14 protein-coding genes and 1 pseudogene are annotated in these 13,947 nt (G+C 68.0%); 10 read left to right on the top strand and 5 right to left on the bottom strand.

Going from position 1 to position 13,947, the window contains the following annotated elements:
* The first annotated feature begins 75 nt into the window (after positions 1–75).
* Genes AC1DNF_RS23695 through AC1DNF_RS23705 form a run of 3 tightly spaced genes read left to right on the top strand, consistent with a single transcriptional unit; the run spans position 76 to position 2,782 of the window.
* The gene (locus tag AC1DNF_RS23695; RefSeq protein WP_478151088.1) at positions 76–1,458 is read left to right on the top strand and encodes an acyclic terpene utilization AtuA family protein; all 1,383 of its coding nucleotides are present in this window, start codon (positions 76–78) and stop codon (positions 1,456–1,458) included.
* On the top strand, positions 1,455–1,820 hold the full coding sequence (locus AC1DNF_RS23700) for an AtuA-related protein (protein ID WP_478151089.1): 366 nt from the start codon (positions 1,455–1,457) through the stop codon (positions 1,818–1,820). Before AC1DNF_RS23695 ends, AC1DNF_RS23700 begins: the two co-directional genes overlap by 4 nt.
* On the top strand, positions 1,817–2,782 hold the full coding sequence (locus AC1DNF_RS23705) for a Bug family tripartite tricarboxylate transporter substrate binding protein (protein ID WP_478151090.1): 966 nt from the start codon (positions 1,817–1,819) through the stop codon (positions 2,780–2,782). The genes AC1DNF_RS23700 and AC1DNF_RS23705 overlap by 4 nt, the downstream gene beginning before the upstream one ends.
* Positions 2,783–2,833: 51 nt before the next feature.
* On the opposite strand, the gene AC1DNF_RS23710 is transcribed toward AC1DNF_RS23705, so the two are convergent.
* Entirely contained in the window at positions 2,834–3,319 is a 486-nt protein-coding gene (locus tag AC1DNF_RS23710; RefSeq protein WP_478151091.1) for a hypothetical protein, read from the bottom strand.
* Positions 3,320–3,589: 270 nt separating this feature from the next.
* Between AC1DNF_RS23710 and AC1DNF_RS23715 the strand changes: the two genes are divergently transcribed.
* On the top strand, positions 3,590–4,681 hold the full coding sequence (locus AC1DNF_RS23715; RefSeq protein ID WP_478151092.1) for a BMP family ABC transporter substrate-binding protein: 1,092 nt from the start codon (positions 3,590–3,592) through the stop codon (positions 4,679–4,681).
* Between the two features lie 13 nt (positions 4,682–4,694).
* On the opposite strand, the gene AC1DNF_RS23720 is transcribed toward AC1DNF_RS23715, so the two are convergent.
* On the bottom strand, positions 4,695–5,357 hold the full coding sequence (locus AC1DNF_RS23720; protein ID WP_478151093.1) for an acyltransferase: 663 nt from the start codon (positions 5,355–5,357) through the stop codon (positions 4,695–4,697).
* Complete coding sequence (locus AC1DNF_RS23725) at positions 5,354–6,511, bottom strand: glycosyltransferase family 4 protein (protein ID WP_478151094.1); 1,158 nt, start codon at positions 6,509–6,511, stop codon at positions 5,354–5,356. Before AC1DNF_RS23725 ends, AC1DNF_RS23720 begins: the two co-directional genes overlap by 4 nt.
* Positions 6,512–6,697: 186 nt before the next feature.
* On the opposite strand from AC1DNF_RS23725, the gene guaD reads away from it, so the two are divergent.
* From guaD to AC1DNF_RS23750, 5 genes are all read left to right on the top strand, one after another.
* Positions 6,698–7,987, top strand: a complete 1,290-nt coding sequence (guaD, locus tag AC1DNF_RS23730) for a guanine deaminase (RefSeq protein ID WP_478151095.1) — start codon at positions 6,698–6,700, stop codon at positions 7,985–7,987.
* 25 nt (positions 7,988–8,012) lie between these two features.
* A complete protein-coding gene (gene dcd / locus AC1DNF_RS23735) occupies positions 8,013–8,579 on the top strand; it encodes a dCTP deaminase (protein ID WP_478151096.1) in 567 nt (188 codons plus the stop codon).
* Positions 8,580–8,724: 145 nt separating this feature from the next.
* Positions 8,725–8,997, top strand: a complete 273-nt coding sequence (locus tag AC1DNF_RS23740) for a hypothetical protein (protein WP_478151097.1) — start codon at positions 8,725–8,727, stop codon at positions 8,995–8,997.
* Between the two features lie 52 nt (positions 8,998–9,049).
* Complete coding sequence (ypfJ, locus tag AC1DNF_RS23745; RefSeq protein ID WP_478151098.1) at positions 9,050–9,940, top strand: KPN_02809 family neutral zinc metallopeptidase; 891 nt, start codon at positions 9,050–9,052, stop codon at positions 9,938–9,940.
* Positions 9,941–10,123: 183 nt separating this feature from the next.
* Entirely contained in the window at positions 10,124–11,599 is a 1,476-nt protein-coding gene (locus tag AC1DNF_RS23750; protein ID WP_478151099.1) for a DEAD/DEAH box helicase, read from the top strand.
* A 22-nt stretch (positions 11,600–11,621) separates the two neighbouring features.
* Here the strand turns inward: AC1DNF_RS23750 and AC1DNF_RS23755 are convergent, their stop codons facing one another.
* Positions 11,622–12,464 carry a symmetrical bis(5'-nucleosyl)-tetraphosphatase gene (locus AC1DNF_RS23755; protein WP_478151100.1) on the bottom strand — a complete coding sequence of 281 codons (843 nt, stop codon included), beginning with the start codon at positions 12,462–12,464 and terminating at the stop codon, positions 11,622–11,624.
* Positions 12,465–12,488: 24 nt separating this feature from the next.
* On the opposite strand from AC1DNF_RS23755, the gene AC1DNF_RS23760 reads away from it, so the two are divergent.
* Positions 12,489–13,802, top strand: coding sequence for a hemolysin family protein (locus tag AC1DNF_RS23760; protein WP_478151101.1), 1,314 nt, complete (start codon positions 12,489–12,491; stop codon positions 13,800–13,802).
* Between the two features lie 16 nt (positions 13,803–13,818).
* On the opposite strand, the pseudogene AC1DNF_RS23765 reads toward AC1DNF_RS23760, so the two are convergent.
* A pseudogene (locus AC1DNF_RS23765) lies at positions 13,819–13,947 on the bottom strand (IS110 family transposase); the annotation flags it as partial.

A 13,947-nucleotide genomic window follows, 5' to 3' on the forward strand; every position in this document is an offset into this window, starting at 1 on the left:
TGAGCCGATCCGAAAATTCGATTTCACGGATGAAGCACCCGAGCCTACATTCTGTGTAGAACGAGATCCGGAGACATGCACACACAAGCTTCATCCCCCTTGCTGGTCGGCTGCGCGGCCGGTTTTTCCGGCGACCGCACCGATGCCGCCGGGCCCGTGGTGGACACGCTCATCGCGCGGTTGCGACATGGCCCGCCGGACCAGCGCGCCTTCCTGATCTTCGAGACACTGGCCGAGCGAACACTGGCCCTGGCGCAGCTGCGGCGCAAGCTGGATGCCGATGCGGGCTACGAACCCCTGCTCGACGCCATGCTGCGCCCGGTGCTGGCGCGCTGCCTGGCCCATGGCATCCGCATCGTCAGCAATTTCGGCGCCGCGAACCCGCGCGCGGCCGCGCGGCACATCGCCCGCATGGCACGCGAACTCGGCGCGACGGCCCCGCGCATCGCCGTGGTCGAAGGCGACGACCTCTCGGGGCCCGGCCATCGCGCGCTGCTGCGCGAACAACTCGGCGCGGCCATGGACGGCATGCGGCTGGTGAGCGCCAATGCCTACATCGGCGCCGAGCCGATCGCGGCGGCGCTGGATGCCGGCGCGCAGATCGTGGTCTGCGGGCGCGTGGCGGACCCTTCGCTCACCGTGGGGCCGGCGATGTCGCACTTCGGCTGGCGCGCCGACGACTGGGAGCGCCTTGGCCGCGCCACCATGGCGGGCCACCTGCTGGAATGCGGGGCGCAGGTCTGCGGAGGCTACTTCGCCGATCCCGGCTACAAGGAGGTCCCGGGCCTGGATGCGCTGGGCTTTCCGATCGCCGAGATCGACGAGGACGGTTGCTGCATCCTCGGCAAGGCCGACGCCACGGGCGGCCTGGTGAGCGAAGCGACGATGAGGGAGCAACTGCTCTACGAGGTGCACGACCCCGCGGCCTACCTGACGCCCGACGTGGTCGCCGACATCTCGCAAGCCGAGGTGCGGGCCGCCGGCACCGGGCGCGTCGCGCTCTCCGGCGTGCGTGGGCATGCGCGACCCGACCGGTACAAGGTGAACGTCTGCTGCGAAGGCGGTTGGCTCGCCGAAGGCGAGATCTCCTACGCCGGCGCGCGCGCCGAGGCGCGCGCGCGACTCGCGGCCGACATCCTGCGACGGCGCCTCGCCGGACTCGATCTCCGGGTCGACCTGATCGGCGCGATCAGCATCTTCGCGGATGACGCGGGCCGGGCACTGGCCGCGACGCCGGACAGCGGCGCGCGCGACGTGCGGCTGCGCGTGGCCGCCACGCATGACGAGCGCGGCGAAGCCGAACGGCTCACGCGCGAGGTGATGGCGCTCTACACCTGCGGCCCCGCCGGCGGCGGCGGCGTGCGCACCGCGCTGACCCCGCGGCTCAACACGCGTTCCTGCCTGGTGGCGCGGGATCGGGTCCCGGTGCGCTTCGAACTGCTGGAGGAGGCGCCATGACGCCATCGCTGCGTGTCCCGCTCTTTCGCGCCGCCCACGGGCGCACCGGCGACAAGGGCGACCGCTCCAACATCAGCGTGATCGCCTGGCACCCGGATCTCTACCCCTTGCTGGTCGAGCAGATCACGCCCGAGGCGGTCGCCGCCCGCTTCCAGTACCGCCAGCCCAGCCGCGTGCAGCGCTTCCTGCTGCCGAAGCTGCAGGCGATGAACTTCGTGCTCGACGACGTGCTCGACGGCGGCGTCAACGACGCGCTGAACCTCGACGCGCACGGCAAGGCGCTGTCCTTTCTCTTGCTGGACATGCCCGTCGATGTTCCCGCTTCACTGACCCACTTACTCATCCCGGAGACAAATCCATGACCCGCTTCCGAACTCTCGCGCTGGCCTTCGCCGCGCTGCTGGCCGCGGCCGGCGCGACGGCGCAGACCTACCCCGAGAAGGCCATCACCTTCGTCGTTCCCTTCGCCGCCGGCAGCGCGACCGACCAGATCGCGCGCGCCATCGGCAACGGTGTCGGGGCCGAGACGAAGCAGCCGGTGGTGGTCGACGACAAGGCAGGCGCGAGCGGCTTCATCGCTTCGCAGCAGGTGGCCAAGGCGCCGGCCGACGGCTACACGGTGCTGATCACCACCAACACCACGCACGCCGCCAACGAGCACCTGTACAAGAAGCTGCCCTATGACCCGGTGAAGGACTTCAGTCCGGTCACTGCGCTCGGCAAGGGTGGCCAGATCATGGTGGTCAATGCGAACTCGCAGATCAAGTCGGTGGCGGAATTCATCGCGCTGGCGAAGAAGGAGCCGGGCAAGCTGAGTTTCGGCAGCGGCAGTTCGTCGAGCCGCATGGCTGGCGAACTGCTGCAGCAGATGGCCGGCATCAAGCTCCTGCACGTGCCGTACAAGAGCAACCCGCTCGCCATCACGGACCTGCTGGGCGGCCAGATCGACATGATGATCACCGACACGGCGACCGGCCTGCCGCAGGTCAAGTCAGGCAAGCTGCGCGCGCTGGGCGTGTCGGGCGCGCAGCGCTCGCCGCTGGCGCCGGAGGTGCCGACGATTGCCGAGGCCGGCGTGAAGGGCTACGAGATGGGCTACTGGTTCGCGGCCTATGTGCCGGCGAAGACGCCGCCGGCGGTCGTCAAGCGGCTCAACGAGCTGCTGGTGAAGGCGGCCCGCAGCCAGGCCGCGAAGACCGCGTTCTACGACCCGAGCGGCACGGAGGTGTTCACCACTTCGCCGGAAGAACTCGCGAAGTTCCAGGCGGCGGAATCGCAGAAGTGGGGTCGTATCGTGAAAGCGGCGGGCATCGAGGCGGAATAGGGTGTCAGCCGGCCGATGCGCCGCCGCTTTACGGGGCGGCGCGACAGGCCGTCAGGGCGCGGGAGATGCCTGCGGAATGTTGAAGGCCTGGATCTCGACGATGGCCGGTTCCTTCTGCGGGTCGACGACTTCGTATCCGTAGAAGTTGCGGGTCGTCTGCCCCGCCGTCTTCGACACTTCCACGTTGATCTTCGCGTACTTCTTGGTCGGGAAGCTCAGGGTCCGCTTGACCAGGTTGTTGTGGTCCACCACGTGCATCTGGATCTGGAAGCCCAGTTCGGGGCCCCACTTTTCCGCATCGGCTGCCGAGTTGGCATGCGCGCGAATGCCGTCGGAGAGACCCGGATAGAACATGAAGCCCGACCCGGTCGATTCGCCCCAGGTCAGGGTGTAGGCGGGCGCGCCTTGCGCAAGATTCTGCTCGGCCTCGACAGTGGGGGTCGGCGTTGCGCTCGGGGCCGGTTCGGTGGTCGCGGCGAGCGCCAAGCCCGATGCCAGGCAAAGCGAAAGAGTCAGAATTGTCTTCTTGAAAATCATGGAGCCCTGATTGATTGATTGATTGAGAACGTGTCGATGAATCGACCCTGTCTGGATAGCGAGGACGTTCGTTGATTGAGTTATCTCGCCATCGCGACGGGGTGGATTTTCGGCAAGAGTGATATCGCAATCGCGTCAGTTGTGACAATTGATCAGCATTCGCGGCGCTGCCCGAATTGATCGTCCTGGACATGTGACAATGATCACGCTGCGTCGCCGTTGCTCCAGGCGCCGCGGCGTTTTTCGTTCGGGGCCATGTAGAGGACTACCATGTATAAAAACCTCGCGGGCCGCGCCGTTCTGGCGCTGGCCGCCGCCTGTTTTTTCTCCCCCGCCTTCTCGCAACCCAAGGAGCCGCTGAAGATCGGCTTCGTGTATGTCGCGCCGATCACCGACGCGGGCTGGGTGCGCCAGCATGAGGAGGGCCGCAAGGCCGTCGAGGCTGCACTACCCGGCCAGGTGCGGACCACCTTCGTCGAGAACGTGCCGGAGGGCGCCGACGCCGAGCGCGTCATCCGCGACCTGGCTCGCCAGGGCAACAAGCTGATCTTCACGCCCAGCTTCGGCTACATGGAGCCGACGCTCAAGGTGGCGCGCGACTTCCCCGATGTGAAGTTCGAATCGATCACCGGCTACAAGACCGCGCCCAACGTCGCGACCGCGAACGCGCGCTACTACGAGGGCCGCTACCTGGCCGGCATCGCCGCCGGGCGCCTGACGAAGACCCACACCGCGGGCTACGTGGCGGGCTTCCCGATTCCCGAGGTGCTGCAGGGCATCAATGCCTTCGCGCTGGGCATGCGCTCGGTCGATCCGAAGGCGCAGGTCAAGGTGGTCTGGCTCGATACGTGGTTCGACCCGCCGAAGGAGCGCGACGCCGCGATGACCCTGTTCAACCAGGACGTCGACGTGATCGCCTTCCATACAGGCTCGACGGCGGTGATGGCGGCGGCGCAGGAGCGCGGCAAGATGGCCGTGGCCTACCACTCCGACATGCGCAAGGTCGCGCCCGACGCGCAGATCATCGCGGTCACTCACCAGTGGGGCGGCTATTACACGCAGCGCGCGAGGGCCGTGCTCGACGGCGGCTGGAAGAGCGGCAACGTGTGGGGCGGCGTCAGGGAAGGAATGATCCGCGTCGGCGACTTCGGGCCCCAGGTGCCGAAGGCCGTGCGGGACGAAGTCCTGTCACGCCAGAAGGACATCGCGGCCGGCAGGCTGCAGCCGTTTCGCGCCGGTGCGGCCGACGTGCGGGACAACGAGGGACATGTGGCGATCGCCAGGGGGCAGAGCCTCGGCGACGAGCAGATCCTGCGTATGAACTGGCTGGTCGAAGGCGTGCAGGGCCGGCTGCCGCGTTGAGCGCGACCCCGCGTCAGTCCACGAAGCCGCGGGTGCGGTGGAAGTACGCGGCTTCGGGGTCGATGGCCTTGACCTTCGCCGCGGGCTGGCCGGCGTAGACCGCGAATTCCTCGACGTGCGCCTTGTTGAGCACCGAGCCGGCGCCGAGCACCGAGCGGTCCGGCAGCGCCGCGCCGCCGAGGACCGCCACGCGCGTCCCGACGAGACAGTAGGCGCCGATGCGGATCGGCTTGCAGTCCTGTCGCCCGTCGACCACGTTGATGCCGTGCGTGATGAATTGCGATTGATAGCCCGCGATGGTCGTGAAGGGGCCGATCTCGATCTTGTCCGTGCAGTCGATCATGTGCGACTTGGTGATCGCCGCGTGCTCGCCGACCACCAGCGTGGGCTCCCTTTGCGTGCGATGCGTGAAGTGCGCCCCCTTCGGCGGATGGCCGGTGATCCAGTTCGAACGATCGATCACCGAATGGGCGCCGCACTCCAGGCGGCCCAGGTGGATGGCAACGTTCAGGTGACCGATGTAGGCGCCTTCGCCCATGATCAACTGCTCGGGAAAGATGTAGGACAGTCCGATGCGCGCGCCATCGGCGATCTCGTAGCCCCAGAAGCGGCGCAGGACCCAGCGCTTGATCGACCAGGGCAGCAGCACCACGCCCAGCGCCAGCAGCTTCTTCATCCGCCTGCCTTGTCGTTCTTCTTGCGCTCGTCGATGGCGCGCTGGTAGGCCGCGATGTAGTTCGCCGTCATCTGCGTGGAGGTGTAGAGCTTGGCGTTCGCAAGGCCCAGGCAGCGCATTTCGGTCAGCCTCGGCGCGGCCCGCTCGATCGAGGTGGCGATGGCCGCGGGGTCGTTGGGGTCCACATACTCCGCTCCTTCGCCGCCGATCTCGTTCATCGGCTCGAGGTCGGAGGTAAAGACCGGGCAGCCGCAGGCCTGTGCCTCGATCACCGGCCAGCCGAAGCCTTCCTGGATCGAGGGGAACAGCAGCGCCGCCGCGCTCGAATAGAGGGCGCGCAGCTCCTCGTGCGACACCCCCTGCACTGTCTTGATGCGGTCCGCGACGCCGTGCTGGCGCGCCAGGTCGGCCATCTCGGGCACGAGTTCCGGGCCGACGAACAGCAACTGCTGCATCGGCGCGGGCCTGCCTGCCGCGGCCGCGCGCTCCTGCAGCGCGATGAAGGCCTCGAGCACGGCCCGGCGGTTCTTGCGCGGCAGGTCCCAGCCGACGTGAATCAGGTACTTGTCCTGCGCCGAAAGGCCGAAGCGGGCGATGAGGCGCTCGGCCTCGTCGGGCGGGACGGGCGAGAAATCGTCGTTCAGCCCGTTCAGCACCGTCGTCACCTTGCGCTCGTCCGCCAGGCCCAATGCGAGCAGCTCACGCCGAGTCAGGTGCGAGACGCAGGCCACCAGGTCGGCGCGCGCCAGCCCGTTGGAGATCAGTCGCTGGAAGATCCTGCCGGTCCAGCCGACATTCCAGCCGTCGATCATGCCCTTGGCGGCCTGCACGGCGATCACGTCATGGCAGGTGATGACGTTCGGCTTCGCCTTCACCCAGCGGATGTACATGGCGTTGGAGTGATCGGCGACGTGCACCACGTCGGCCCAGCGCGACTCGCGCACGAGGGCTGGAATGAACAGGATGAACTTGTCCACGTAGCCCAACCACTTCCACCAGCGCGAGGAGGAGGAACCTCGGAGCACGCGCTCGGGTGGGGAGATGACGCGCAATTCGCAGCCGAGGCGGGGGAGCTCGCGTTCGAGGACGCGCCGGAACGCGAGCATGCTGGTCTGGCCGTCCGGGACGTAGTTCCCGATGAGAAGCACTTTCATCGTGTCTGGGCGCTCCTGGCGGCGTCGCGTGAATTCATTGCTTTTCCTCGGAAGATGTGGGTGGAATTATGTTCGAGCGCAATGTCGGGCCGGCAACGGCTTGCCGCATCATCCCAGCTTGGCAATATAGAGCCCATATGGGGAAGCACATTGCATACCATTGCGGCTGCCTTACTCTCCCTGCCCATGCAAGCGTACCGCGCCTCACTTCTGCGATTCGACGATGCCGGCCGTCCCGTCTTCGACGAGGACGGCCTGCTCGTCGTCGGCCCCGATGCGGGCGGCCGCCGGCGCGTGGTGGATGCCGGCGCCTTCGCCGCGGTGGCGGCTCGCCATCCGGGCCTGGCCGTCACGCACTGGCCGGGACGGATCATGGCGCCGGGCTTCGTCGACATGCACATCCACTTCCCGCAGACCGACATCATCGGGGCTCCCTCGGAGGGGCTGCTGCCCTGGCTCGAGAACTACACATTCCCAGCCGAGAGCCGTTTTGCCGACCCCGCGCATGCGGCCGAGGTGGCGGAGGTCTTCCTCGACGAGTTGCTGCGCAACGGCGTCACCACGGCGCTGACCTTCGCGACCTCGCACCCGCAGTCGGTGCAGGCCTTCTTCGAGGCCGCGCAGCGCCGGCAACTGCGCATGATCACGGGCAAGGTGCTGCAGGATCGTCATTCGCCCGAAGGTGTACGCGACCAGACTGACCAAAGCCTGATCGATACCGAGTCGCTGATCCGCCGCTGGCACAAGGTCGACCGCCTGGGCTATGCCATCACGCCGCGCTTCGCGCCGACCAGCACCGATGCCCAGTTGCGAGGCGCGGGGGAACTGGCCGCGAAGTATCCCGACACCTGGATCCATTCGCACGTGGCGGAGAACAAGGACGAGGTGCGGTGGGCGCGCGAGCTCTTCCCGGGCGCGCGCTCCTACCTGGACGTGTACGCGGGCTTCGGCCTGATGCGCGAGCGTGCCGTGTACGCGCACTGCATCCACTTCGACGACGCCGACCGCCACATGATGCGGGTGACGCGCACCGCCGCGGCCGTCAGCCCGACGAGCAACCTGTTCCTCGGCAGCGGCTTCTTCGACTTCGAGGGGGCCGACCGCGTCGGCTACCGCTACGGGCTGGCGAGCGACGTGGGCGGCGGCACCAGCTTCAGTCCCTTCGCGACCATGCTGGCGGCCTACTACGTTGGGCGCGAGGGCCAGACCAAGCCGGGCATCAGCATCCCGCCCTCGCAGCTCTGGTGGCGGCACACGGGCGGGGCGGCGCTCGCGCTCGGGCTCGAGGGCGTCATCGGCAACCTGCAGCCGGGCTGCGAGGCGGACTTCGTGGTGATCGACCCCAAGGCGACGCCGCTGCTGGCGCGCAAGACATCGCTGGCGAACAATCTCGAGGAACTGCTGTTCGCGATGATCGTCCTGGGCGACGACAGGCTGATCGAGCGGACGGTGATCTCCCAGGCCTGCCTAGAATAGCGGCCCCTAGGAAGGACCCTGCGACATGAGCATCAAGAGCGACAAGTGGATACGGCGCATGGCCGAGAAGAGCGGCATGATCGAGCCCTTCGAGCCCGGCCAGATCCGCGAGCGGGACGGCCACCGGATCATCAGCTACGGCACCTCCAGCTACGGCTACGACATCCGCTGCGCGCCCGAGTTCAAGGTCTTCACCAACATCCACAGCACGGTGGTCGACCCGAAGAACTTCGACGAGAAGAGCTTCGTCGACTTCCACGGCGACAGCTGCATCATCCCGCCCAACAGCTTCGCGCTGGCGCGCACGGTCGAGTACTTCCGCATCCCGCGCAACGTGCTGACCATCTGCCTGGGCAAGAGCACCTACGCGCGCTGCGGCATCATCGTCAACGTCACGCCCTTCGAGCCCGAGTGGGAGGGCTACGTGACGCTGGAGTTCAGCAACACCACGCCGCTGCCGGCCAAGATCTACGCGGGCGAGGGCTGCGCGCAGGTGCTCTTCTTCGAGAGCGACGAAGTCTGCGATGTCAGCTACAAGGACCGCGGCGGCAAGTACCAGGGCCAGACCGGCGTCACGCTGCCCAAGGCATAGGGCCCCGGCATGAGGCCCCGGGCCGGGCCCCGGCGCGGTCCTACACCGGTTCGCGCGCGGCGGGCGCTGCGCGGCACGCCGCGCGGCGGCACATTCGTTCCCATTCCATATTCCCGCGCCCGAGGCGCGACCAAGGAGCGAGAACATGTCGAGCTTCCAGAGCCTGCGCGAAATGCGTCCCTATCATCTGCTGCTGCTGGCCGTCCTGGCGGCCGTCGTGCTGGCGCAGGTGGCGGCGATGGTGATGGTCACCCGTTCCCAGGTGCAGAAGGCCCAGGCGTACTACGCCAAGGCACCGGTGTCCGCGCCGGAATCGCCGTCGGCGCGCGCCGGCGGGGGTGCCGCCAATCTTGCGGCGCAGGCCCCGCAACCCGCCGGAGACGGTGTCGTGCGCATCGGATTCGTGCTTTCGCGCTGAGCGCGTACCATCCGTGCGACTGCCGCCGTGGAGGCGGCGAGGAGAGCGTGTCATGAGGTGGGAAGGCAACGAACAATCCGATAACGTCGAGGACCGTCGCGACGACGGCGGCGGTGGCGGCGGGGGCTTTGGCGGCTTTCCGATCGGTGGACGCAGCGTGGGCATCGGCACTGTCGTGGTGGCCCTGATCGCCGGCTGGGTCTTCGGCATCAACCCGCTCACGGTGCTGGGCCTGCTGAGCGGCGGCGGGCCGGCCCCGCAGGTGCAGCAACAGGGGCCGGCGCACAAGCCGCCGCCCAACGACCAGCAGGCCGCCTTCGTTTCCACCATCCTGAAGAACACCGAAGTCGTGTGGACCGACATCTTTCGCCGCAATGGCGGCACCTACACGCCCACGCGCCTGGTGCTGTTCCGCAATGCCACGCCGACGGCCTGCGGCACGGGCCAGTCGGCCATGGGGCCGTTCTACTGCCCCGGCGACAAGAAGGTCTACATCGACCTCGGCTTCTACGACACGCTCAGGAACCAGCTGGGCGCGCCGGGCGTGTTCGCACAGGCCTATGTCATCGCGCACGAGGTCGGCCACCACGTGCAGGACGAGCTGGGCATCACGGCCAAGGTCGACCAGGCCCGCGGCCGGATGAGCCAGACGCAGGCCAACGCGATCAGCGTGCGCGTCGAGCTCCAGGCCGACTGCTTCGCGGGCGTCTGGGCCCACCATTCGCAGGAGTCGAAGCAATGGCTCGATCCGGGCGACATCGAGGCCGCCATGAATGCCGCCCAGAAGATCGGCGACGACGCCCTGCAGCGCTCCGCCGGCCGGGCCGTGGTGCCCGACAGCTTCACGCACGGCTCCAGCGCCCAGCGCCAGCGCTGGTTCGGCGCCGGCTACAAGACCGGCAATATCCAGGACTGCGACACGTTCGGAACCAGGAACCTCTAGGCGGCCGACCCCATTCCAGGGGCCCGCCGCGTCCAGGGCCCGACCCCATTCAAGGGGGCCGCCGCGCCCGGCCGCCCGAAGCGGCCGGCCCGCCCCCCGAAGGGGGGTAGCAGAAGCGACACGAAGTGCGCGTAGGCTGGGGGGGAGCCTCTTTTCTTCAGGGGTGCGACAATAGCAGGCTTCATGACAAGCTCCTTCTCCAATCTTTCCCTGGCCGAACCCCTGGCGCGTGCCGTAGCCGAAATGGGCTACGAGACCATGACGCCCATCCAGGAACAGGCCATTCCGGTGGTCCTGTCGGGTCAGGACGTGATGGGCGCGGCACAAACGGGCACCGGCAAGACGGCCGCCTTCTCGCTGCCGCTCCTGCAACGGATGCTCAAGCACGAGAACACCTCGACCTCGCCCGCGCGGCATCCGGTGCGCGCGCTGGTGCTGCTTCCCACGCGCGAACTGGCCGATCAGGTCGCGCAGCAGGTCAAGCTCTACGCCAAGTACACCAACCTGCGCAGCGCGGTCGTCTTCGGCGGCATCGACATGAAGCCGCAGACGCTCGAACTCAAGAAGGGCGTCGAGGTGCTGGTCGCCACGCCCGGCCGGCTGCTGGACCACATCGAAGCGAAGAACGCGGTCCTCAACCAGGTCGAGTACGTGGTGCTCGACGAGGCCGACCGCATGCTCGACATCGGCTTCCTGCCCGATCTCCAGCGCATCCTTTCCTACCTGCCCAAGCAGCGCACCACGCTGCTGTTCTCGGCCACCTTCTCGCCCGAGATCAAGCGTCTGGCCGGCAGCTACCTGCAGAACCCGGTCACGATCGAGGTCGCCCGGCCCAATGAGACGGCCTCCACCGTCGAGCAGCGTTTCTACAGCGTGAGCGACGACGACAAGCGCCGCGCGCTCAAGCAGATCCTGCGCCAGCGCGGCCTCAAGCAGGCCTTCGTCTTCGTCAACAGCAAGCTGGGTTGCGCGCGGCTTGCGCGTTCGCTCGAGCGCGAGGGCCTCAAGACCACCGCGCTGCACGGCGACAAGAGCCAGGACGAACGCCTCAAGGCGCTCGCCTCCTTCAAGGCGGGCGAAGTCGACCTGCTGGTGGCCACCGATGTCGCGGCGCGCGGCCTGGACATCAAGGACGTGCCGGCGGTCTTCAACTTCGACATTCCGTTCAACGCCGAAGACTACGTGCACCGCATCGGCCGCACCGGCCGCGCCGGGGCCTCCGGCCTGGCGGTGAGCTTCGCCAGCGGCGGCAACGACGTGCGCCTGGTGGCAGACATCGAGAAGCTGATCAAGACGAAGATCGAACTCGAACCGGTGGAGTTCGAGGAAGACCGTCCGAGCGGGCGGATCAACGACGGACGGCGTCACTGGCGCGACGAGGGCGAAGCAGGCGATGCGCGCGATGTGCTTGACACTCTCGAACGCCCGCGTGAACGCGTCGACGCCCGGCCCGCGCGTGGCGGCGGGCGCCCGCACCGCGCGCCCTCGGCGCCGCGCGATCCGTTCTTCGAGCAACCCTACGAGGCACCGCCGGAACGCGAAGCCGCCCCGGCCTGGGAAGCCGCCGCCAAGGCCGCGCCCGCGCGCGGCATCTCGGCGAACATCAAGTCCAAGCGCAAGGTCGCCGCGCTGTTCAAGACCATCGAACCCGCGGGCTGACCCCCGAGGCGCTCGCGCCGCGTCAGCCCGGCTTCTGCGCCTGCGGGCACTTCACCTGGATCAGCTCGCGCTCCTGCGGCGTCGCACCGATGCGCACCGCGCTCAGGCAGCCGCCCCAGACGCAGCCGGTGTCGGTCGATATCAGGTCGGGTCGCGAGACCCAGCCGAGCGTCGACCAGTGGCCGAAGGCCACAGTGGCGGCCGCCGTCTTCCGGCCCGGCACGTCGAACCATGGCAAGTAGCCCTCGGGCACCGCGGCGACGCCATCCTTGTTCTTGAGCTCCATCATGCCCTCTGGCGTGCACAGGCGCATCCGCGTGAGGGCGTTGACGATGACGCGCACCCGGGCGCTGCCGGCGAGGTCGTCGCTCCATTGCGCCGGTTCATTGCCGTACATCGTCCGCAGGAAATCGCCCATTGCGGGCCCTCGCAGGGCCGATTCGACCTCTGACGCGCAAGACAGCGTGTCGCCGATGCTCCATTGCGGCAGCACCCCGGCATGCACCATCAGCAGATCGGCGCCGCCGAGCGTCCGGTGCAGCGCCATGTGCTGGTGGCGCAGCCAGTCGAGCAGGGCCTCGCGGTCGGGCGCCTCGAGCACGCCCGCCAGCGTGTCGCCGCGGCCGGCCTTGCGCGCCCCGTGGGCGACACCGAGCAGGTGCAGGTCGTGGTTGCCGAGCAGGCTCTGCGCCGCGCCGCCGTAGGCCTGCACGCGCCGCACGACCTCGGCCGAGGCGGGGCCGCGGTTGACGAGGTCGCCGAGCATCACGAGCGTGTCCCGGCTGGGAGAGAAATCGATGTGGTCGAGCAGGCGGCGCAGGGGCTCGTCGCAGCCCTGCACGTCGCCGATCAGGTAGAGTGCCATGGTCGCTCATTCTCCCCTCCGTACATGGATGTTTTCCTGCTGGCCATGCTGACGACGCTCAATGCGTTGTTTGCAATGTCCGAAATGGCCCTTTCCACCAGCCGGCGAGCGCGCCTTGCCGCACTGGCGGAAACGGGGGATGCGGGAGCCGAGGCGGCCCTCAAGCTGATGGAGAATCCGACGCAGTTTCTCTCCAGCGTGCAGATCGGCATCACCTCGATCGGCATGCTCAGCGGTATCGTCGGCGAGGCCGCCTTCGCGGAGCCGCTGTCCGTGTGGATGCAGAAGCTCGGCATGGGGGCGGGCACGGCGAGCATCGCCTCCACGGCCGTGGTGGTGACCTGCATCACCTTCTTCACCATCATCTTCGGCGAGCTCGTTCCCAAGCGCATCGGCCAGCTCTACCCCGAGCCTGTGGCGCGCTACGTGGCGCGGCCCATGCGCTGGCTCGCGATCGGGGCCAAGCCCTTCGTGGTGACGCTCTCCGGCGCGACGGCCGCCACGCTGAGGCTGCTGCGCATCGATTCGAACGCGGCCCGGGTCGTCACCGAGGAAGAGATCTCCGCGAGCCTCGAAGAGGGCGTGGACGCCGGCGTGATCGAGATGCACGAGCACCAGATGGTGCGCAACGTGTTCCATCTCGACGACCGCCGCCTGACCTCGCTGATGATTCCGCGTGCCGACATCGAGTGGCTCGAGGCGAGCTTCACCATCGCGCAGAGCCTGCAGAAGGTGTCGGCGGCCGGCGCGCTCAATCTCGTCCACTCGTGGTACCCGGTCTGCCGCAACTCGCTGGACGATGTGGTGGGCGTGATCAGCGTGGCCCATCTGCTCACGCTGGGCTCGGCGCACCAGGGCTCGGTCGAGGAGGCCGCGCAGCCGGCCGTGTTCGTGCCCGAGACGCTTACCGGCATGGAGCTGCTGGAGCAGTTTCGCGAGCGCGCCGGCCGGCTGGTGTTCGTGGTCGACGAATACGGGGTGGTGCAGGGCCTGATGACGCCGCGCGATCTGCTCGAGGCCATCACGGGCGAACTGCAGGTCGCCACCCACGCCGAGGCCTGGGCCCGCGAGCGCCCGGACGGCGTGTGGGAGCTGGACGGCCTGATGCCGGTGTCCGAACTGCGCGCGCGCCTGGGCATCCGCGAATTGCCCGATGAGGATCGGGGGCGCTACAACACCGTGGCCGGGCTGCTGATGTCGGTGTCGGGGCAGTTGCCCCAGGTCGGCGAGCGCATCGACTGCGCGGGCTGGTGCTTCGAGGTGGCGGAGCTCGACGGCAAGCGCATCGACAGGGTGCTCGCCTTTCCGGACGCCGACGCGGAAGATCTGGCGCCCTGAGCAACCGTCTTGCAAGTCAAGCCGAATGAAGCGAATCGTCCCAATGCTTGCCACTCTTGGCGATGGCGTTGAGCACCGTCAGGAGCTTGCGCATGGCTGCCACGAGGGCGACCTTCTTTGGTTTGCCGGCGACGACCAGGCGCTG

Source organism: Variovorax sp. 01T432 (assembly GCF_056398605.1).